This is a genomic window from Pseudomonas sp. Sample_22, assembly GCF_004307635.1.
GTDB lineage: Bacteria > Pseudomonadota > Gammaproteobacteria > Pseudomonadales > Pseudomonadaceae > Aquipseudomonas.
The window spans coordinates 119,284-139,209 of record NZ_RCNY01000004.1; the positions used below are offsets into that span (position 1 = coordinate 119,284).

Annotated in this window: 19 protein-coding genes; 14 read left to right on the forward strand and 5 right to left on the reverse strand. The window is 58.1% G+C overall.

The genetic code is table 11. The features are described from left to right. Positions 1–398 precede the first annotated feature (398 nt). Both D8U73_RS00490 and D8U73_RS00495 read left to right on the forward strand, forming a co-directional pair. Entirely contained in the window at positions 399–2,057 is a 1,659-nt protein-coding gene (locus tag D8U73_RS00490; RefSeq protein WP_130903437.1) for a nitrite/sulfite reductase, read from the forward strand. Further along, positions 2,041–2,535 carry a DUF934 domain-containing protein gene (locus tag D8U73_RS00495; protein WP_056852825.1) on the forward strand — a complete coding sequence of 165 codons (495 nt, stop codon included), beginning with the start codon at positions 2,041–2,043 and terminating at the stop codon, positions 2,533–2,535. Before D8U73_RS00490 ends, D8U73_RS00495 begins: the two co-directional genes overlap by 17 nt. 59 nt (positions 2,536–2,594) lie before the next feature. Here the strand turns inward: D8U73_RS00495 and D8U73_RS00500 are convergent, their stop codons facing one another. The 3 genes from D8U73_RS00500 to sohB all read right to left on the reverse strand — a co-directional run bounded on the left by D8U73_RS00500 (position 2,595) and on the right by sohB (position 8,144). Next, positions 2,595–6,446, reverse strand: a complete 3,852-nt coding sequence (locus D8U73_RS00500) for a DUF6543 domain-containing protein (protein WP_130903438.1) — start codon at positions 6,444–6,446, stop codon at positions 2,595–2,597. Between the two features lie 176 nt (positions 6,447–6,622). Further along, a complete protein-coding gene (locus D8U73_RS00505) occupies positions 6,623–6,928 on the reverse strand; it encodes a hypothetical protein (protein ID WP_056852827.1) in 306 nt (101 codons plus the stop codon). Between the two features lie 193 nt (positions 6,929–7,121). Next, positions 7,122–8,144, reverse strand: coding sequence for a protease SohB (sohB, locus tag D8U73_RS00510; RefSeq protein WP_130903439.1), 1,023 nt, complete (start codon positions 8,142–8,144; stop codon positions 7,122–7,124). Positions 8,145–8,345: 201 nt separating this feature from the next. Here sohB and D8U73_RS00515 point away from each other — a divergent pair, with 201 nt between their 5' ends. From D8U73_RS00515 to D8U73_RS00535, 5 genes are all read left to right on the forward strand, one after another. Then, positions 8,346–9,056, forward strand: a complete 711-nt coding sequence (locus tag D8U73_RS00515) for a histidine phosphatase family protein (protein WP_130903440.1) — start codon at positions 8,346–8,348, stop codon at positions 9,054–9,056. Between the two features lie 79 nt (positions 9,057–9,135). Next, positions 9,136–9,450, forward strand: a complete 315-nt coding sequence (locus tag D8U73_RS00520) for an SCP2 sterol-binding domain-containing protein (RefSeq protein ID WP_007987439.1) — start codon at positions 9,136–9,138, stop codon at positions 9,448–9,450. A gap of 141 nt (positions 9,451–9,591) precedes the next feature. Beyond that, positions 9,592–10,455, forward strand: coding sequence for a LysR family transcriptional regulator (locus D8U73_RS00525; RefSeq protein ID WP_130903441.1), 864 nt, complete (start codon positions 9,592–9,594; stop codon positions 10,453–10,455). 106 nt (positions 10,456–10,561) lie between these two features. Continuing rightward, the gene (locus tag D8U73_RS00530; protein WP_130903442.1) at positions 10,562–11,707 is read left to right on the forward strand and encodes an SRPBCC family protein; all 1,146 of its coding nucleotides are present in this window, start codon (positions 10,562–10,564) and stop codon (positions 11,705–11,707) included. Then, a complete protein-coding gene (locus D8U73_RS00535; protein WP_130903443.1) occupies positions 11,704–12,792 on the forward strand; it encodes an SMP-30/gluconolactonase/LRE family protein in 1,089 nt (362 codons plus the stop codon). The genes D8U73_RS00530 and D8U73_RS00535 overlap by 4 nt, the downstream gene beginning before the upstream one ends. A gap of 54 nt (positions 12,793–12,846) precedes the next feature. On the opposite strand, the gene D8U73_RS00540 is transcribed toward D8U73_RS00535, so the two are convergent. Beyond that, a complete protein-coding gene (locus D8U73_RS00540) occupies positions 12,847–13,080 on the reverse strand; it encodes a DUF465 domain-containing protein (protein WP_130903444.1) in 234 nt (77 codons plus the stop codon). Positions 13,081–13,335: 255 nt separating this feature from the next. On the opposite strand from D8U73_RS00540, the gene D8U73_RS00545 reads away from it, so the two are divergent. Next, a complete protein-coding gene (locus D8U73_RS00545; protein WP_056852834.1) occupies positions 13,336–13,854 on the forward strand; it encodes a DUF4142 domain-containing protein in 519 nt (172 codons plus the stop codon). A gap of 60 nt (positions 13,855–13,914) precedes the next feature. On the opposite strand, the gene D8U73_RS00550 is transcribed toward D8U73_RS00545, so the two are convergent. Then, positions 13,915–14,139 (reverse strand): hypothetical protein, encoded by a 225-nt coding sequence (locus D8U73_RS00550; RefSeq protein ID WP_130903445.1) that lies wholly within the window; start codon positions 14,137–14,139, stop codon positions 13,915–13,917. A gap of 262 nt (positions 14,140–14,401) precedes the next feature. Here D8U73_RS00550 and D8U73_RS00555 point away from each other — a divergent pair, with 262 nt between their 5' ends. From D8U73_RS00555 to D8U73_RS00580, 6 genes are read left to right on the forward strand one after another with little or no spacing between them, the layout of a single operon-like run. Next, positions 14,402–15,253, forward strand: coding sequence for an STAS domain-containing protein (locus D8U73_RS00555; protein WP_130903446.1), 852 nt, complete (start codon positions 14,402–14,404; stop codon positions 15,251–15,253). A gap of 4 nt (positions 15,254–15,257) precedes the next feature. Then, positions 15,258–15,620, forward strand: a complete 363-nt coding sequence (locus D8U73_RS00560) for an STAS domain-containing protein (protein WP_056852837.1) — start codon at positions 15,258–15,260, stop codon at positions 15,618–15,620. After that, the gene (locus D8U73_RS00565; protein ID WP_056852838.1) at positions 15,617–16,021 is read left to right on the forward strand and encodes an anti-sigma regulatory factor; all 405 of its coding nucleotides are present in this window, start codon (positions 15,617–15,619) and stop codon (positions 16,019–16,021) included. The genes D8U73_RS00560 and D8U73_RS00565 overlap by 4 nt, the downstream gene beginning before the upstream one ends. Further along, positions 16,012–17,028: an ATP-binding protein gene (locus D8U73_RS00570; protein ID WP_177336553.1), complete on the forward strand. Its 1,017-nt coding sequence runs from the start codon at positions 16,012–16,014 to the stop codon at positions 17,026–17,028. Before D8U73_RS00565 ends, D8U73_RS00570 begins: the two co-directional genes overlap by 10 nt. Then, positions 17,021–17,896: an ATP-binding protein gene (locus tag D8U73_RS00575; RefSeq protein ID WP_130903447.1), complete on the forward strand. Its 876-nt coding sequence runs from the start codon at positions 17,021–17,023 to the stop codon at positions 17,894–17,896. The genes D8U73_RS00570 and D8U73_RS00575 overlap by 8 nt, the downstream gene beginning before the upstream one ends. After that, on the forward strand, positions 17,886–19,829 hold the full coding sequence (locus D8U73_RS00580) for a response regulator (protein WP_130903448.1): 1,944 nt from the start codon (positions 17,886–17,888) through the stop codon (positions 19,827–19,829). Before D8U73_RS00575 ends, D8U73_RS00580 begins: the two co-directional genes overlap by 11 nt. Positions 19,830–19,926 lie beyond the last annotated feature (97 nt).

A 19,926-nucleotide genomic window follows, 5' to 3' on the forward strand; every position in this document is an offset into this window, starting at 1 on the left:
ATGACTTACCCAGAATACGGCGGTGCCGACCACAAGAATGATCAGGAACAGAATCGCCCAGGCATCGACTGTGCTGTCGCTTTTCCTTGCTTTGGTTGGGTTGCTCATTGCATCGCCTCTTGTCGGTTTTATCGGTGATTGCATAAGGACTCGACCACAGTTAAGACGATGATTGCCCGCACGACAAATGTGGGTTATCTAACAACCCTTCTCGTTAGGCGATTTGGTTCTTTATATATACTCAAACATCACTTTTGCGCATAACTGCAAACTGGTATCTTGCCCCGGCTCCATTAGGAGTGCGCGGCCGTGCGCGCAGAATTGCAGAGGCTCTTGGACTGCGGCAAGCAAAAAACGCAGCTGCATCCGAGCGACCCAAGCCTGAGAACAGGACTTATATGTACGTATACGACGAATACGATCAGCGGATCATCGAGGACCGCGTCAAGCAGTTCCGTGATCAGACCCGACGCTATCTGGCAGGTGAGCTGAGCGAAGAAGAATTCCGCCCCCTGCGCCTGCAAAATGGCCTTTACATCCAGCGTTTCGCACCGATGTTGCGAGTCGCGGTGCCTTACGGCCAGCTGACTTCGCGACAAATGCGAATGATGGCCAAGATCGCCCGGGACTACGACAAGGGCTACGCCCATATCAGTACCCGGCAGAACGTGCAGTTCAACTGGCCGGCCGTGGAAGATATCCCGGACATCCTCGCTGAACTGGCCACCGTGCAGATGCACGCGATCCAGACCAGCGGCAACTGCCTGCGCAACGTCACCACCGACCAGTTCGCCGGTGTCGCCGCCGACGAACTCATCGACCCGCGCCCATGGTGCGAGATCGTCCGCCAGTGGACCACGTTCCACCCGGAATTCGCCTACCTGCCACGCAAATTCAAGATCGCCGTGAACGGTTCGACCTCCGACCGTGCCGCCATCGAAGTCCACGACATCGGCCTTGAGCCGGTGCACAACGCCGCTGGCGAACTGGGCTTCCGTGTGCTGGTCGGCGGTGGTTTGGGGCGTACCCCTGTGGTGGGCGCATTCATCAATGAATTCCTGCCGTGGCAAGACCTGTTGAGCTATCTCGACGCCATCCTGCGTGTCTACAACCGCTATGGCCGTCGCGACAACAAGTACAAGGCGCGGATCAAGATCCTGGTGAAAGCGCTGACGCCTGAAGTTTTCGCGCAGAAAGTCGATGCGGAAATGGAGCACCTGCGCGGTGGCCAGACCACGCTGACCGAAGCCGAGGTACATCGCGTCGCCAAACATTTCGTCGATCCAGACTACAAGTCCCTCGACAACCAGAACGCTGCCCTGGCCGAACTCGACCAGCAACACCCGGGCTTCGCCCGCTGGCGCGCGCGCAACACCCTGGCCCACAAGAAGCCGGGTTATGTTGCCGTGACCCTGTCGTTGAAGCCGACCGGTGTAGCACCGGGCGACATCACTGACAAGCAGCTGGACGCCGTGGCCGACCTGGCCGACCGCTATAGCTTCGGTCAACTGCGCACCTCCCACGAACAGAACATCATTCTGGCCGACGTTGAACAGGACAAATTGTTCACGCTGTGGGGCGAATTGCGCGAGAAAGGTTTCGCCACGCCGAACATCGGCCTGCTGACTGACATCATCTGCTGCCCGGGCGGCGATTTCTGCTCCCTGGCCAACGCCAAGTCGATCCCGATCGCCGAATCGATCCAGCGCCGTTTCGACGACCTGGACTACCTGTTCGATATCGGCGAACTGGACCTGAACATCTCCGGTTGCATGAACGCCTGCGGTCACCACCACGTCGGCCACATCGGCATTCTCGGGGTGGACAAGAAAGGCGAAGAGTTCTATCAGGTTTCCCTCGGCGGCAGCGCCAGTCGCGACGCCAGCCTGGGCAAGATCCTTGGCCCGTCCTTCGCTCAGGAAGACATGCCTGACGTGATCGAGAAGCTGATCGACGTGTACATCGAACAACGTACCGAAGACGAGCGCTTCATCGACACCTATCAGCGTATTGGCATCGACCTCTTCAAGGAACGCGTCTATGCAGCGAATCATTAAGAACAACGCCGTCGTCGACGAAACCTGGCACCTGCTGCCCAAGGATTTCAACATCGACGAGATCACCAACTGCGACGACTACATCGTTCCGCTGCAATTGTGGCGCGAACACAGCCGTATGCTCCTGGCCCGCGACGGCGGCCTGGGTATCTGGCTGGATGCCGATGAAGAAGCCGAGGAAATCGGCGAGGACGTCGAGAGTTTCCAGGTCATCGCCTTGAACTTCCCGGCCTTCACCGATGGCCGCAACTACTCCAACGCCCGTCTGCTGCGTGACCGCTACGGTTTCAAAGGCGAATTGCGGGCGATTGGCGACGTGCTGCGCGATCAATTGTTCTACATGCACCGCTGCGGTTTCGATGCATTCGCGATCCGCGCCGATAAAGACCCATACGAAGCCCTGGAAGGTCTCAAGGACTTCTCGGTGACCTATCAGGCCGCCACCGACGAACCGCTGCCGCTGTTCCGTCGCCGTTGACCGCTGTAGCCCTGCTCCCCATCGGCAGCAGGGCTATTGGCTACCCGCCCTTGAAATCCTTATTGCTGGATGGGAATCGGTTGCCCCAACGCCGCCCAGTCCCGGTATAACTGCGCACGGCTTTCCAATGCCGTGAACACCGCGACAGGGTTATCCAGAGCGCCCGCCGGAATCGGCGTATTGCGGGTCAAGCGCTCCAGCAGTTCATCCGATGCATCCGCATCGACCAGCAGTCGCCAGACCCGTGTTTGAAGATCCAGGTAATTGACCCGGAAATCCGCGGTGAGGGTCAGGGTATTCATCGTTCCTAAAAATCGCCCACCTCCCGGCCTGAGCGCCAGGCGCTGCCAGACCTCAAGCCGAGCGTTTCGCTGCGTTCCTTCAATCCCGTTCAACCAGGCCAGCGGATCCGAATACGCGGGGCCAGGCGCACCCAGCCACAAGTTGATGCCTGTTTGCTCCCGATGCGTGACCAACCGCCGCAAGGTGTCCTCATCATCCAGCGGGTTATTCCACAGCAGCACCCGATCCCTGGCGATGGCTTGATTCAGCACGGCCAGCGGCACTCGGCGAATGCCGTTGTTACGCAGATCCAGGGTCGTCAGGTAGGGCTGATCCATGACCCCGATGGGGCACGTGGTAATGCGGGTGTTGTTCAGATTGAGCGAACGTAGCTTGTCCATTCCCAGTATCACCGGTGGAACGCGCAACGGGTTTTCGCTCAAGTCCAGCGATTGCAAATTGGTCAGCGAGCTCAACTGCGCTGCCGTGGTTTCCTCAAAGGTCAGTTGGGTGGCACGCAGATTCAAGGTTGTCAGATGCTGCAACTGGGCAACGGCCGGTGGCAACACAGATTCCAGTTCACCATCGAGGTTGAATAACCGCAGGTCAGTGTCTTGCAGATTGAGTGTCCGCAGGTTCGCAAAACACTCCAGAAAGCCATTGAGCGTCTCTCCTTCCGTCAACTGCAACTGCTGCAGATTCAGCCCGATGACATCATTGAAACGCACGTTGAGCGCCGGCAGCCGATGGTAGTCTTCGTGGCTCATGTCCATCACGAAACCATCGACATGATTGCCTGAATAGTGGCTATGTTCCTGCGGTGCGCGTTTTTTCCAGATGGCGATCAACTCTTCGGCCAACTCGTCACGAGTCGCCGTTTCCTGGCGCATGGTGTCCTGGATCATCTGTGCATTGCGCAAAGCAAGTTGCGCGTGGGTCAATCCTTCTGTTCCAGGATCGCCCATGTTCAGGAACGGGATATCCATTTCGTCGATATCCACTCCCACCTGATCGATCCAGGTATCGATGTCCATATGCAGTTGATGCATTTGCTGGCGCAACGTGTCGATGTGGCGTTGCGCACCACTGCCCAGAGGTAGCAGAACGTCATCGGCCTCACTGTCGGTGAATTCAGGATAGATCTCCCTGAGCTGCAACCTCATGATTTCGTGGGTCAATTGCGCGGCGTGGGGCGTATCCGGAAAACCTCCGCCTTTCAAGCCCTGTGCTTCGAAGGGCAAACCGGAGTCCATCCTGCCCAACCCCAGCATGAGCTCTGAACGGGGCAACGGTTGGTCACCGATCTTGAGTTTAAGTTGTTTGCCCGGGTCACTGGATATCAGCCCTAAGGCCGAGCGCTCATCCTCTGACAACAGCTCTGCAACCGCTGAGTAGACATCGGTGGTTGAAGCCGCTTGCGTGGACGGCAGATATCCCGCCTCCACCCTGATCAGGATCCGGCAATCCGGCGCTTCGAGCGGTCCGCTGCGATCCAGCAGGCGTCCGCCGATGGAGGCGTCGCGCACTTCGATGCGCAAACCTTTGGGCCAACCTGGCAGACGGCTCATTGAATGCAGGGCCAGGGTATCCGACGCAGGATTGGCGATTGACTGCAGATAAAGACCTTCATAGGCCCGGTTCAGGCGCACATGCTGCTGGTATTGACGAGCCTTGCCATCGAGTTGTCTCAACAGCCACCGGGCCTGGGAAGCGTCCGGTGCCGCCGTCAAATCAACCCCATAGCGATCGAGCATTTGTTCCACAGCCGTTCTCGGCAATTCGGGATATTGGCGCTGGAACAGCTTCACCCATTCGTATTCGGACTGCTGCAGCGCCTGATACCGCTGATAGAAAAGGTCACCTGGCGCGGTGGATGAACGAGTTTGTGCCATGACTTCCTGATCGATGCTGAAGCGCTCAATGGTGTCCGCCAGCAACGGGGTCGGCGGCCGGCCAGACTGCATCAGGCGCAGCATGTCATTGTCGACCGCACTGACCTTGCCGATCTGTGCCAGCACCTCGTCACTGAATGTGCCCGCAGGCGCGCCGACGCCCCGCAGCAGATCCACCCGTGAGGGCATTGGCCCAGGTGGCGGTGCAGGCAATGCGGTGGGTTCGGGATGGGGTCCGGCTGCGGGTTCGCGCGGTAAGTCTTGCGACGGAATCAGCTTGCCAGCCTGAGCCTCTTCGCCAATGGCCGACGTGGCATCCGCAACCAGAGGCAACGCGTTGAGCAACCCGAAGACCGTGCGGGTCACACCCTCGGAACGCTGTTCGGCCGTTTCAGCAGTTACTGCCTGATCCAGGCCATAGGCCGCATCGAGCAGCCCGGCCAGGGCCAGAAAACCCTCACCGCCCGGGACGAACAATGCCAGCGGACCGAATCGGTTGACCCATTGCACAATGGGTTCGATGACCGCGTTCAAATTATCGCGGTTGACCTGGGCGTCATCACGAATAGTATCGACGCTGGCCTGAGCGGCCTGCTTCATGCTCGATACCAGTTGCGCGAAAGGGTCGGTTCTCGGGGAAGCCAGGTCGAAGGCAATGTAATCATCGGGGTTCCAATAGCCATCGTCATTGAAGAAGCCGGCCTGCTTCGTCAACCGATGCTCCCTGGGGTATTGCGCCATGCCCTCCAGCGCGGTAAGTACACCGGCGTGAAAGGTGCCGTCGCTGCGATCCTCCTTGGCGAAGTGCGCAGCCAGCGCCTGCCTCGTTTCGGCGTCCCGCGCCTGGTCAACGACCCACCGGCGCAGCTGGGAGGTATCGGTAAACTCGTGCAAGGGTGAAGAGTTGCCCGGGACAAACATCAACACTCTGCCGCTGGACCGCTCGCGGTAACACCAGATATCCGTTGCGGTGTATCGGTAAAGCCTGAGACGGTTTGCCTGCACATTCGAAGGCATTCGCGTCACGGCTTGCAGCTGCTCGATCGTCAATGTCCCCCAGGTCTGGCCGACAGGCAAACCCGCCGCCTGCATCGCCAGCTCCAGGCCCTCTGGAGACAGGCTGTTTTCTTGCCGTTGCAGCCAGGAGGACATGACAAACGCGGCTTTGGTGGATGTTCTCAGGGCAAAAGGTTCGGCAGCCGCAATCACCTCGTCGGTGGGCCACGCTTTGTCGACATAGTCCCTGTACAAATCCTTGAAAGACAGCTGCCAGACCCATTTCTTGAAATCTGCGGGCCGCACATTGATTTGGGTCTGCGGCCCGAAGGTTTGCGGCACTGTCTGCCGATAAATACCTTCATAGGTTTTGTGATTACCGCTACCGTCATCGGCGAATTCATCGACATGCTCAACGACGCGAACGGCCGGCCCGATATCCGGCGGCGTATACAGTCCGAAAGCCGTTTCACCGAAATGCCCGTCGCCGACGGTCTGGTAATTGCTGAGCAGCACCTGAACCAGGCTTTGCGAATTCGCGACCTGTCCCTGGTAAATGCCGTCCTGTGCAGGATGGCCGCGGTAATCGTAATCGAGGGTGACAAGCAGGGCATCCTGCGGGTCGATAGCCCATTTTTGCTTGATCAGATACTCGGCAAACTGGGTCGGGGTTTGTGGCAGCGTAGTGTCGACAGCGACCTTCAGCGCCTCGTACAGGGGTTGGAGAGGATACTCGTTCATTGCGCAGTCCGTTGCAGTGGAAGGATTTCACTCTAACCAATGTGAACGTTTTGCAATGTGGGAAGAAGCAGATAGCACTTGTAGGAGCGGGCTCGCCTTGTCCACCGTCACCCATAAATAAGTCTTGATGATGTTGATCATCAAGACCTTACTTGAACTTCGCTTCTAAAGAAGGGTTAAAACGCGACTTGCTGCAGTCCTCTTTTCTGAATGGCATATGCCAATGCAGCGACATCTTCAAATAACGTACCGTTCAAACTTCCCCAGTTTGCACCTACGATGAAAACCTTGAAGTCCGGCTTCGACGGACTGGGCTGATGGCGCCTGATAAGGGTGAACAGGATTTCACCATTGGATCGATGGACAACCTTGTGATCCTTTTTGGGCCGTAGATCGATAAGAAACATGGACTCTTCGGGCAATAGCTTTACAAAAAGAGCTAAGTCATCCGGATTACCATTGTATTGAGTGCTTATTTCCATTGTGCAACTTCCTTGCTGCTGATTAGGGAAAGCCGATTCTAATCAATGCACCTGACAAGTAAACGCCATTAATAAGCACAAAATATTTATTGGACTAGAGATTCTAATACTTAACTAACGCACTCAACTTTCCGCCCAAAATAAAACCGCAGCTAACGCTGCGGTTTTATTGAGTGCCGGTGTAGCTCATGCATTACCAGAATCGATTTTGTGTCAGGCGTCCCCACACGTTCATCAGCACACGCTCCACCGAACCACTGGCCGCCATGCCAATGCGTTCCTGCAGGCTTTTGCGTTCGGCATAGTGCAGGTGATAGAGCTCGGACTGCTTGGCACGCTCGGCCAGGTATTCGTCGCTGGTCTTGAGTTCGTCCACCAGTTGCTTGTCGAGCGCCGCGACACCCAGCCAGATTTCGCCAGTGGCGACTTCGTCGATGGCCAGTTGCGGGCGGTAGCGTGATACGAAGTTCTTGAACAGTTGGTGAGTAATGTCCAGGTCTTCCTGGAACTTCTCCCGGCCCTTCTCGGTGTTTTCGCCGAACACCGTCAAGGTGCGCTTGTATTCACCGGCCGTCAGCACTTCGAAGTCGATGTCGTGTTTTTTCAGCAGGCGATTGACGTTGGGCAATTGTGCCACCACGCCGATCGAACCGAGAATCGCGAACGGTGCGCTGATGATCTTCTCGCCTATGCACGCCATCATGTAGCCGCCGCTGGCTGCCACTTTGTCGATGCACACGGTCAATGGCACGCCGGCTTCACGGATACGCGCCAGCTGCGAAGATGCCAGTCCGTAGCTATGGACCATACCGCCACCGCTTTCCAGACGCAGCACCACTTCGTCTTTCGGGGTGGCGAGGGTCAGCAGTGCGGTGATTTCATGGCGCAGGCTTTCCGTGGCCGACGCCTTGATGTCACCGTCGAAATCCAGCACGAACACCCGTGGTTTGGCCTCGGGCTTTTTCTTCTGTTTTTTCTCGGTCTTGGCTTCGACCTTGCGCAAGGCTTTGAGCTGATCCTTGTCGAGCAAGGTTTGCTCCAGGCGTTCACGCAGCCCTTTGTAGAAATCATTGAGCTTGCTGACCTGTAACTGCCCGGCCGATTTACGTCGACCTTTGCTGCGCAAGGCCGCAAAACTGGCCAGGACCACCAGAATGGCGATCACCAGGGTCACAGTCTTGGCCAGAAAAATGGCGTACTCGGAAAAAAACTCCACAGGGACTCCTCAAACGATGCGCGACATCTACGCGCGCGGGATGCCTCCAGCATACCCATGCGCCAGCCTTGCGACCAGCCGTGAAACCTCTGGCAACACGGCTGGAACGAGCATTTCAAACAAGCGTATGTTTTTTCATTGACAGCTCACCGCCATCCTCATAACCTCGCCAAACCTTCAACGTACCGGGATGACGCGGACGTGGGCAGCATCTATTTGATTCGACATGGCCAGGCCTCCTTTGGTGCAGACGACTATGACGTCCTGTCGCCGACCGGTATCCGTCAGGCAGAAATCCTCGGCCAACACCTGGCCGAACTCGGTATCAGCTTCGATCGCTGCATTGCAGGCGACCTGCGTCGCCAGCAGCACACGGCCAACAGCGCCCTGGAGCAATTTGCCGCCGTAGGGCTGCCGGTTCCCATTCTCGAAACCGATTCCGCATTTAATGAATTCGATGCCGACGCAGTGATTCGCGCGCTGTTGCCCGCCATGCTGCCGGACGAACCCGAAGCCCTGAACATTTTGCGCAACGCGGCGCAAAACCGCGGCGAATTTCAGCGCATTTTCGCCCTGATCATCGAGCGCTGGCTGGCGGGGACCTATGACACGCCGGGCCTGGAAAGCTGGCTGGGTTTTGTCGAGCGTGTACAGGCCGGCCTGCACCGGATCCTCGAACAGGCCGACAACACGCAGAAAATCGCCGTGTTCACCTCCGGCGGCACCATCACTGCCCTGCTCCATCTCATTACGCAAATGCCTGCCAAACAGGCTTTTGAATTGAACTGGCAAATCGTCAACACCTCGCTCAACCATTTGAAGTTTCGTGGTCGCGAGGTGGCTCTGGCTTCCTTCAACAGTCATGCGCACCTGCAACTGCTGAAGGCCCCGGAACTCATCACGTTTCGCTGAGTCCGGACTATTGTGACCCTGGCTGTAATCACCCAGCTCTAATTACCCTGCTCTATCTATCAGAAAAAAGGATCAAACCATGACCTCCGTAGCAGATGCAGTACAAGCAATGAAAGCCAAGTTCAACCCAGCCGCTGCTGCCGGTCTGGACCTGGTCTTCGGTTTCCGCATCGACGACACCAAGAACTTTTCGCTGATCGTCAAGGACCAGACCTGCGAACTGCAGGAAGGCGAGAACCCGGACGCCCAGGTCACTCTGGTGATGGACGGCGAAACCCTGGAAGGCATCGTCAGCGGTGAAACCGACGGCATGCAAGCGTTCATGGGCGGCAAACTGCGCGCTGAAGGCGACATGATGCTGGCGATGAAACTGTCCGAGCTGTTCCCAAGCTAAGCAAGTCGCTCCCGGCTTTTCGGGAGCACGCCTGGCTACAAACGAATCCCGCCCTGGTGGCGGGATTTGTCGTTTTCGGTGCCTGTAGCCTGCGCACAATTACGCTCTTACAATGCCTGCACTCTTCGCACCGGCCACCCCATGGACATCGACCTAGCCCGCACCTTCCTGGAAATCGTCCGCCACGGCAGCCTTGCCGCAGCCGCCGAAAAACTTCACGTCACCCAGACCGCAATCACCGCCCGAGTGCAGAAACTCGAAAGCCAATTGGGCAGCACCCTGTTCGTGCGCAATCGCGCCGGCGCCCGGTTGACGCCCAATGGCGAAGCCTTCGTGGTGTACGCCAACCAGTTGGTGGAAACCTGGGCAGCGGCGCGGCGCGATCTACCATTGCCCGAGGGTTACCACGATGTGTTGCATATCGGCGGAGAGGTCAGCCTGTGCAACCCGCTGATGCTCAGTTGGGCCGCTGAACTGCGGGAAAAAATTCCTGGCCACGCCCTGCGCATGGAGATTCGTGACGGCGAAAACCTGCTGCGGCAGCTGGAACTCGGTGTGCTGGATGCGGCGCTGGTCTACCAACCCGAGTACTGGCCGCGTCTGCAAGTCGAGCAGATTCTCGAAGAAAAACTCATCCTCGTCCGCCATCCTGCGCGTCCTGACCCTTACGTGTATATCAATTGGGGCCCGGACTTCCGGCGCCAGCACGATGCGGCGTTACCGGAGAAAGCCAAGGCTGCGCTGAGCTTCAATCTTGGCCCGCTGGCCTTGCAATACATTCTGGAAAACGGCGGCAGTGGCTATTTCCGCACCCGCGTCGTGCAGAGCTATCTGGAAAGCGGCGTGCTGGAGTCCGTCGCGAAAGCCCCGGAATTCAGTTATCCCACCTACCTGGTCTACTCCCGCGATCGCGACTCGGAAACCCTGCAACAGGCTTTCGATCTACTGCGCGAAGTGATCAAGTCCGATGACGACTGGTCGCAACGCTGGAACCCGCTGACGTGAGTCCGGTTTGCACCGGATCATGGCCGTTGTGTCCTCAAGGTTCGGCGGGACAACCTGTCGAAATCGTCTAATCTGCTGGAGATAATAAAAACGACAGGTGATTGCAGTGAGGCAGACCACCGAAGCATTCCGCAGCCGCTACCGCGCCGACATCCACCCCCGCTACAACCCTTGGTTACATGGCATTTTTGTATTGTTGTTCGGCATGCTGGCCATCGCCATGTTCTGGACTAGCGTGCACCAGGTGCGCCCGCTGCAATGGCTGGCGGTGCCGTTGACCCTGCTGGCGTTCAGCTTTGGCGTTTACATCGTGCATCGGCACCTGGGGCATCACAAAAAAGCCTTCGCACGGATGTTCTATGCCCGCCATGCCGGCGACCATCACAGCTTCTTCGCCCCCGGGCATATGACTTACGACAACGCCCGCGACTGGCGGGTGATCCTGTTTCCCGCATGGCTGATCGTGTTGCACACACTGGTGATCGCCCTGCCCCTCTGGTGGCTGCTCAATCAGTTTGACGCCAACGTCGCCGGCCTGGTGGGCGGGTGCATGGTCCTCGGTTATCTCACGTATGAAGTGTTTCATGCCTGCGAACATTTGCCGCCGCACAATCCGCTGACACGCCTGCCGTGGATTCGTCAGATGCGTCGCCTGCATGAACTGCACCATCGCCGCGAGATGATGCAGGAGCGCAATTTCAACATTGTTTTTCCGTTGATGGATTACCTGTTCGGCACCCTTTACTGGGAACCGGAGCAGGCCTCCCCGTACCTGACGAGAACAGCCATGACCCGCATGCAGCACCAGATCGAAATTGCCGGCAATCCCATCGAAGTTCTCGCCTACGCCAGCACCGTGAGCCTCTGGCCGCAGTGGCATCCATCATCGTTGAAGATCAATGGCCAGAAAGGTTCGTTGCATGCCGGCGCCCGGTTCGAAGAAGACATCCGTGCCGGTGGCCGCGACGGGCATTTGCGTTGGGTGGTCGACGAGTATCTGCCCGGACGGCGTTGGATTGCCCGGGCTGATGGCGACCATGGACTGTCGCTGGTGGTGACTTACGAATGCGAGGCCCAAGGCGACAGCACACGATTTGTCCGCACGCTGGAGTATCAATTCAGTGGTCTGGCGATGCGCATTGCCAATCGGTTGCTGCTCAAGCGGCGAATAGATCACGAGTCGGCGGCGTCGATGCTGGCTTTGCGCGAGATGGCACAAAAGCACTTGGCACAATCAGGAGTCGGCGCGTGAGTCGATCGATCAGGTTCCACCATTGGGTGTTGCTGCTGATTGTTGCCATTGGCGGGTTCCTGCTGCTGATGCCAACCAAGGTGCAACCGGTGGCCTGGACGCCGTCACCTGCTCCGCCCCTCACCGCAGGTGTCTACGCCGACAATCAGCGCCTCAAAGGCATCGAGCGCGTGGGCGCAGTGGACATCGACGGCCCGGAAGCACTGCTGCTGGAAAATGATGCACTGATCAGCGGTTTGCATGACGGCCGCGTCATCCGCACCAGCCTGGATGGCAAGATCACCAAAATGCTCGCCGATACCGGTGGCCGACCATTGGGGCTGGCCCGCCATCCAAATGGCTTGCTGGTCATCGCTGATGCGGTCAAAGGCTTGCTGTCGCTCGATGCACAAGGTCGACTGGTGGCGTTGACCACCGAGGCCAATGGTGTGCCCTTTGGTTTCACTGACGACGTGGTCATCGACAAACCGGGGCACTTTGCTTATTTCAGCGATGCTTCCAGCCGCTTTGGCTATGGCAAGGATGGCGAGGCAATCATTGAGCATGGTGGCGACGGTCGATTGCTGCGTTATGACTTTCAGACCGGTAAAACTTCGGTCCTGTTGGACAAACTGGAGTTTGCCAACGGTGTGACGCTGGGTCCGGAAGATGCCTACGTACTGGTCAATGAAACGGGCGCCTATCGCATCAGCCGCTATTGGTTGACCGGACCGAACGCCGGTACCCACGAGATATTCATCGACAATCTGCCGGGCTTGCCGGACAACCTGTCATTCAATGGCCGCGACCGCTTCTGGGTGGCGCTGTATGCACCGCGCAACGCTCTGCTCGATGCCACCGCACCTCACCCGTATTTGCGCAAGATGATCGTGCGAGCCATGACCATACTGCCCAAACCCGTGGAAAAACGTGGTTTTGTGCTGGGTCTGGATCTGCAAGGCAAGGTCATCGCCAACCTGCAGGACGGCAGCAGCGGCAACTACTCCCCGATTACCACAGTGCGCGAGTATGGAGACTGGTTGTATTTCGGTTCGCTGAAGGCCAGGAACATGGCGCGTTTGCCCTTGAGCAGCGCACTGCAATAACGCCGGAACAATGCGGGAGCGAGCAACCTCGCTCCTGCAACTCTTAAATCGTGATCAGGTCCGCGACTGCAGCTGTCTGACGATTTTGTCCTTGACCTCCAGGCGCTTGGCCTTGAGCTTCGTCACTGCATCATCGCTGGATTTGGCTTGCTCGGCCTTCACCACCTCGGCGTCTGCCAGGGAATACTTGTTGATCAGTGAATCCAGTAACGGATCCTTGGTGCGTTTCTGCTGGATATCTTCCTTTGAAATTTTCAGATCCTGATAAAGGTCGTGGGACACCGGCATGGAACACCTCCGTTTGTTAATCGGTAGCGAACGCGACTGATTGCGCTCGCCAACTATCAGAATGGCCTTGCTTGGACGGTTCTGTCGACCACCTGTCAGACCAGCGGCGTCCGTTCGTCGTCCTGTCGCAAATGCGATAAAACCTTTGCCGGTAAATCCGCCTCCACAGCTTAACGATCACTGCGGATCGCCCATCAAACCTGCCCTTGAAACCTGACCTTGAAACCTGACCTTGAAACCAAGCGGAGAAAACCAATGGACGGATTCAAAATGCGCCACCTCGCCTTGGTCGTAGCCCTGAGCACCAGCATGGGCGCGGCATTCGCTGCCACTTCCAATGATTTCGTCGACAAAGCCGCAGCGGGTGGTATTGCCGAAATCGAAACCAGCCGGCTGGCGCTGGAAAAAAGCCAATCGGCGGACGTCAAGGCATTCGCCAACATGATGATCACCGATCATGGCAAGGCCAATGACGAACTGGCGGCCATCGCGAAGAAAAACGACATTGAAGTGCCAGACGAAACCACCTTGGTAAAGCAGGCCAAGGAAAAAATCCTCGACATGCGCGATGAATCGTTCGATGCGGCCTACGCAAACAATCAGGTCAAAGCCCACGAAGAAACCATCGAACTATTCAAGAAAGAAGCAAATACGGTAACGGATGACAAAACCAAAGGCGCCGTCGAACTCAAAGGCTTCGCCCAGAAAATGTTGCCGGGACTGCAAAAACACCTGGACATGGCGAAGAAACTGCAAGCTGCGCATGCCAAGTAAATGATCGCAGCGCAAAAAAGAAAGCCGCACGTTAGATGCGGCTTTCTTTATTTGCGGATTTCAGCCGCCATCGGTGTCGATATCGGCATCGGTGTCATCGCTGGGTTTTGGGCGGTCCGGGTTGGGTTTGAAGCCCGGGCTGAACTCATTGTCGTTATCGGTATGGCGGTTTTTCTGGTCAACCGCGTCATCGCCGCTTTGCGGCTGCGGGGTGTTTTCCACGGGTTCGCCAAGGTTGTCGCTTTGCGGTCGATCCTTTTGCGGCGTTATCGATTGGTCTTTCATGGTTACGTCCTCGTCACTGCATCCGCGCGGCCAGACTCAATAGCCGAGCCTTGAAGTTTCGAAGTCGGCTGAGCTTCAGGGTTCCTTCGGAGCACTGATTCTCCGTGAAAAACTACCGAAACGGCCTTCGCCGACTAAAGTCCATGTGCCGAAATGAAAAAAAGCCTTGGAAAACCAACAACTATTTCATCCGGCAAAGGTCATTCAACTGCGCCGGTCATTTTTTGGGGAGTCGGCGCTTAAACTCAAGGAGTCAAGTCTCATGGCGGCACTGCAATCCACCACGCTCGATGCAATGAAAAAGAACTCGGCACAATTGCTTGCCCAATGGACAAACGACCTCGAAACCAGTGGTGCCACACGCAATCTCAAAGTCCAGGACTTGCAGCAGCAAACGTCGCAATTCCTCGAGCTGATCATCTCGGGCCTGCAGAGCGGCAACACCCAGAATATCGCCGCCCCGGGCTGGGACGACATTCGCCAGTTTCTCGAAAAACTCTCCCATAGCCGTGCCCTGCTGGGCCACGACTCTCAGCAGACCGCCAGTTTCATCTTCGCCTTGAAAGGGCCGTTGTTTGCACTGCTGCAAAACCACTATCAGGACAGTCCGGCGCTATTGGCCGAACAGCTTCTGGAAGTCTCCGAACTGCTCGACGCCCTGGGCCTGCACACTATCCGCACCTTCCAGAAATCCCGCGAGGCGGTGATCAAGCGTCAGCAGGAAGAACTGCTGGAACTGTCGACGCCGGTGGTCAAACTCTGGGATGGCGTATTGGCGCTGCCGATGATCGGCACCCTGGATTCGCAACGCACTCAGGTGGTCATGGAATCGCTGTTGCAGCGAATCGTCGACACCGGTTCGGAAATTGCCATTATCGACATCACGGGTGTGCCCACCGTCGATACGCTGGTGGCGCAACACCTGCTCAAAACTGTCACGGCGATTCGCCTGATGGGCGCCGATTGCATCATCAGTGGTGTGCGTCCGCAGATTGCCCAGACCATCGTGCACCTGGGCCTGGACCTGCAAGGCGTGGTGACCAAAGCCAATCTGGCCGATGCCCTGAAACTGGCACTGACCCGGTTGGGAATGACCATCAGCAAGGCGGTGTGAGCTTATGGAGCGAATCCCGATATTACAAATGGGCGACTTCTTGCTGGTGACCATTCAGGTCGACATGCACGACCAGTTGGCGCTGACGCTTCAGGACGACTTGTCCGAGCGGATCAGCCGCACTTCCGCCCGGGGCGTACTGATCGACATCTCCGCCCTGGACATGGTCGATTCCTTTATCGGCCGGATGATCGGGACGATTTCCGGTCTCTCGAAAATCATGGATGCCCAGACCGTGCTGGTCGGCATGCAACCGGCGGTGGCGATCACCCTGGTGGAACTGGGCCTGACCTTGCCCGGCGTCAGCACCGCGCTGAATGTCGAACGCGGGATGAAACTGCTTCAGGAACGAGTACGTGAACAATGATCGTACGCAGCAGCGGCACTCATCCGATTCACATCGAGCAGGACGTGGTCCTGGCTCGGCAACTGACACGCAAGCTGGCCCAGGAATGCGGCATGCGCCTTATCGACCTGACCAAACTGGTGACCGCTGTCAGCGAACTGGCGCGTAACACCATGGTGTACGGCGGAGGCGGCGACATGGACTGGCAGATCCTCGACGACCAGGCCCGTTGCGGCCTGCGCCTGGTTTTTCGCGACGAAGGCCCCGGCATTCCCGACATCAAGCTGGCAATGACCGATGGCTGGACCTCCGGCAGTGGTCTTGGACTGGGCCTGACCGGCGCCAAGCGGCTGGTCAACGAGTTCGAACTCGACACCGCGCCTGGCCAGGGCACTCGCGTGACGATCACGCGATGGACTTGAATATTGGCGGATCGATGACCCAGGTGCTGGTGATCGAAGACAGCAGTCAGATCGGGCACGCACGGCGCACCGCCCAACAACTCGCCGAAAAACATGACTTCGACAGTACCGATGCAGGTCGTGTAGCACTGGTGGCGACCGAGCTTGCCAGCAACATTCTCAAACATGCCACCCATGGCGAACTGCACCTGCGGGTATTACCCCGCGGGAAGAGTACCGGCATTGAAATGATCGCAATAGACCGCGCCAGAGGCTTTGACCTGCAAGCGTGCCTGGCCGATGGTTTCTCCACCGGCGGCACTCAGGGCATCGGGCTGGGCGCCGTTTCGCGTCAGACAGAAGTCTTCGACGTGTATGCAGACTCACGCGGCACCGTGCTGCTGACGCGCTTGTATCCACGCCAGGACAAGACGGCTGATCGCCGCGTCGGCATCAGCCAGCACTCGTTGCACAACGATCCGGCCTGCGGCGATGTCTGGCACCTGGCCTTCGACGGGCCACGCATCAGCGCGCTGGTGATCGATGGCCTGGGCCATGGCGAAGAAGCCGAACGAGCCGCCCGCGCCGGCGAAAAAACCTTCGCACTGGCGCCATTTGCTTCGCCGGTACTGGCGCTGCAAGAAATGCATCTGGCCATGGTCGGTACTCGCGGCGGTGCAATGGCCATTGCGCAGTTCGATGCTGGCAACGATGCGTTGAAATTCGTCGGCATCGGCAATATCGGCGCCTGCCTGATTGCAGCGGACAAGTCTCGCGGACTGGCCTCTCATCCCGGCATCGTCGGCGGCCAGTATCGAAAGGCACAAGCCTTTGACTATGCTCAGGTCAACGGACAGTTGCTGATCATGTACAGCGACGGCCTGCAGTCGCGCTGGAACCTGCAGGATTACCCCGGCCTGGTGCATCGCCATCCCGCCGTGATTGCCGCGATTTTGCACCGCGACTTCTGCCGTGGACGGGACGACGTCACGGTATTGGTCATTGCTCTGGAGGCCGCTCATGCCTGACGCACCTGCGACTCAGATTGACGAACAAGCAGCACTGATCGCCCAGTTGCAGGGGGAAGCCGATGCCCTGCGCGCCGAACTCGATGAAACCAACCAGGGTGTGCTGGCGCTGTACGCGGAACTCGACACCCAGGCCGAACAATTGCGTCAGGCCTCGGATTTAAAAAGTCGCTTTCTGTCGTACATGAGCCATGAGTTTCGCACCCCATTGGGCTCGATCCTGAGCATCGCCAGTCTGTTGACCGATGAACTCGATGGCCCTTTGAGCGCCGAGCAACACAAGCAAGTGGCATTCGTCAGCAATTCTGCGCGCGAGCTGAGCGATATGGTCGACGACCTGCTGGATCTGGCGAAGATAGAAGCCGGGCGCATCACCATATCGCCGGCCTGGTTCGATATGTTCGACCTGTTCGCCGCCCTGCGCGGCATGTTTCGACCGATTGTCGACGCGACCGCCGTGGACCTGATATTCGAAGAGCCGGTGGGACTGCCGCGCCTGTACACCGATGACAAGAAACTCGCGCAGATCCTGCGCAATTTCATCGCCAATTCGCTGAAATTCACCACCCATGGCGAAGTCCGGGTCTCGGCACGCCTTGAAAACAGCTCCCACGTGCGTTTTGCCGTCAGCGACACCGGAATAGGTATCGCTCCGGAGCTACATGGCGCATTGTTCGAAGACTTTTCCCAGGTCGATTCACCGCTGCAAAAGCGCCTGCGCGGAACCGGGCTCGGGCTGTCCCTGTGCAAACGCTTCGCCGGTTTGCTGGGCGGCGAAGTCGGCGTCCAGAGTACGCCAGGCACGGGCTCGACCTTTTACGTGATCATCCCGCTGGCGATCGCCACGGAGTACACCGATGAAACGTGACCTTCGCTTATTGATTGTCGACGACAATGTCGCCACCCGCTACGCCCTGCGTCGACGCCTTGAGCGCCATGGCTATGAAGTGCTCGAAGCCGGCACCGGCAACGAGGGCCTGGAGTTGATCGACAGCGTCAACTTCGATGCATTGATTCTCGACGTCAACCTGCCGGACATGAGCGGGTTCGACATCGTGCGCAAACTGCGCTCCGATCCCGCGACCGCCTTGCTTCCGGTGATCCACGTATCAGCCGCCTCGATCCAGACCGGGGACATCATCACCGGCCTCGACGCGGGCGCCGATGCCTACCTGATCCATCCAGTAGACCCGGACGTGCTGCTGGCGACGCTGCGCACCTTGTTGCGGGTGCGCGAAACCGAGAATGCGCTACGCGAAAGCGAGGCGCGTTTTCGCGAGATCTTCGTCAACGTGTCGGCGCCTATCGCGGTGCTGGATGCCGGGCTGAAGATCCATGAGTGCAACCATGCCTTTGCCCAACTGACCGTGGACAACCTCGCGTCCGATACACTTCACGAGTGCTTCGCCGACGATCAGGCCTCGATCATCAACGAACTGCGTCTGCGGCTGTCATACGGCGAACGCTGGAAAGGCACCCTGAACATGCGCGTGCAGGGCCAGATCCGTGAAACCGAGTGGCAGATTTCGCCGTATCGCACACCGCAACTGAGCCTGGTGTTTGTCGAGGATGTCACCGAGCACCGCCACCGCGAACGCTCACATCTGGCACGGCTGGACGACGCCACCACCCAGTTGGCCAAGGAAGTGGCGGAACGCGTGCGCACCGAGGCGCAGTTGTTGCAGGTGCAAAAAATGGATGCGCTGGGCAAATTGACCGGCGGTATTGCCCACGACTTCAACAACTTGCTCACCGGCATCATCACCAGTCTGGAACTGATCCAGAAGCGTGTGGCCGATTCACGCACCGACAAGGTCCAGTTCTACACCGAAGCGGCGTTGAACTCGGCGATGAGTGCAGCTTCCCTGACCCATCGCCTGCTGGCATTTGCCCGGCAGCAACCGCTCGATACAAGGCCAGTGGACATCAACGAGCACATCCGCTCCCTTGAGGAACTGCTGGTGCGCACCATCGGCGAACGCATTGCCTTGAAGCTTGAGCTGACGAGCAAAGCGGCGATTGCCCTGGTCGACCCGATCCAGCTGGAAAGTGCCGTCCTCAATCTGGTGATCAACGCGCGCGACGCTCTGCCACAGGGTGGCAACATTTGGGTCAATACGTATGCCGCGTATTCCCACGGAGATCCCAACCTCGCCGATGGCGCTTATGTCGCCTTGTCCGTGCGTGACGACGGCACCGGTATTGACCACAGCGTGATCGACAAGGTGTTCGATCCGTTCTTCACCACCAAACCGCTGGGCCAGGGGACCGGGCTCGGATTGTCGACCATCTACGGTTTCGCCAGGCAATCCGGTGGCGATGCACACATTCGCAGCGTGGCCCGGCGCGGCACCGAAGTGACCATCATGCTGCCGGCAAGCTCCGATCCTACCTCCAATGAAATCCTGCCCACTACCGTCGACCCGCAAGGGGCGGGCGAACACATATTGATCGTCGAAGACACTCCGTCGGTGCGCATGTTCGTCGCCGAGGTTTTGGTGGACGCCGGTTATCGCTGCACGCAGGTCGCCGAGATCGAGGAAGCCCTGGAGCGCTTGCAGAATGATCAATCCATTGACTTGTTGCTCACCGACGTCGGCCTGCCACGCATGACCGGTCGGGAGTTGGCCGATGTTGCCCGTGGATGGCGCAGTACCTTGCCGATCCTGTTCATGACCGGCTACGCCGAAACCGCAATCAACCGCCAGGTGTTCCTCGGTGACGGCATGGACATGCTGATCAAGCCGTTCCAGATCAAGGAACTGCTGGACAAGGTGCGGCGTACGATCGACGGCGCCTGATGACCTTCAAACCCTGTAGGCGATGGGCGTCAACGGTAACGTGCCCTGTCTGAATGATCGTGGTGTCGGGAGATTTTTCGCCGGCAGACGGGCTGCC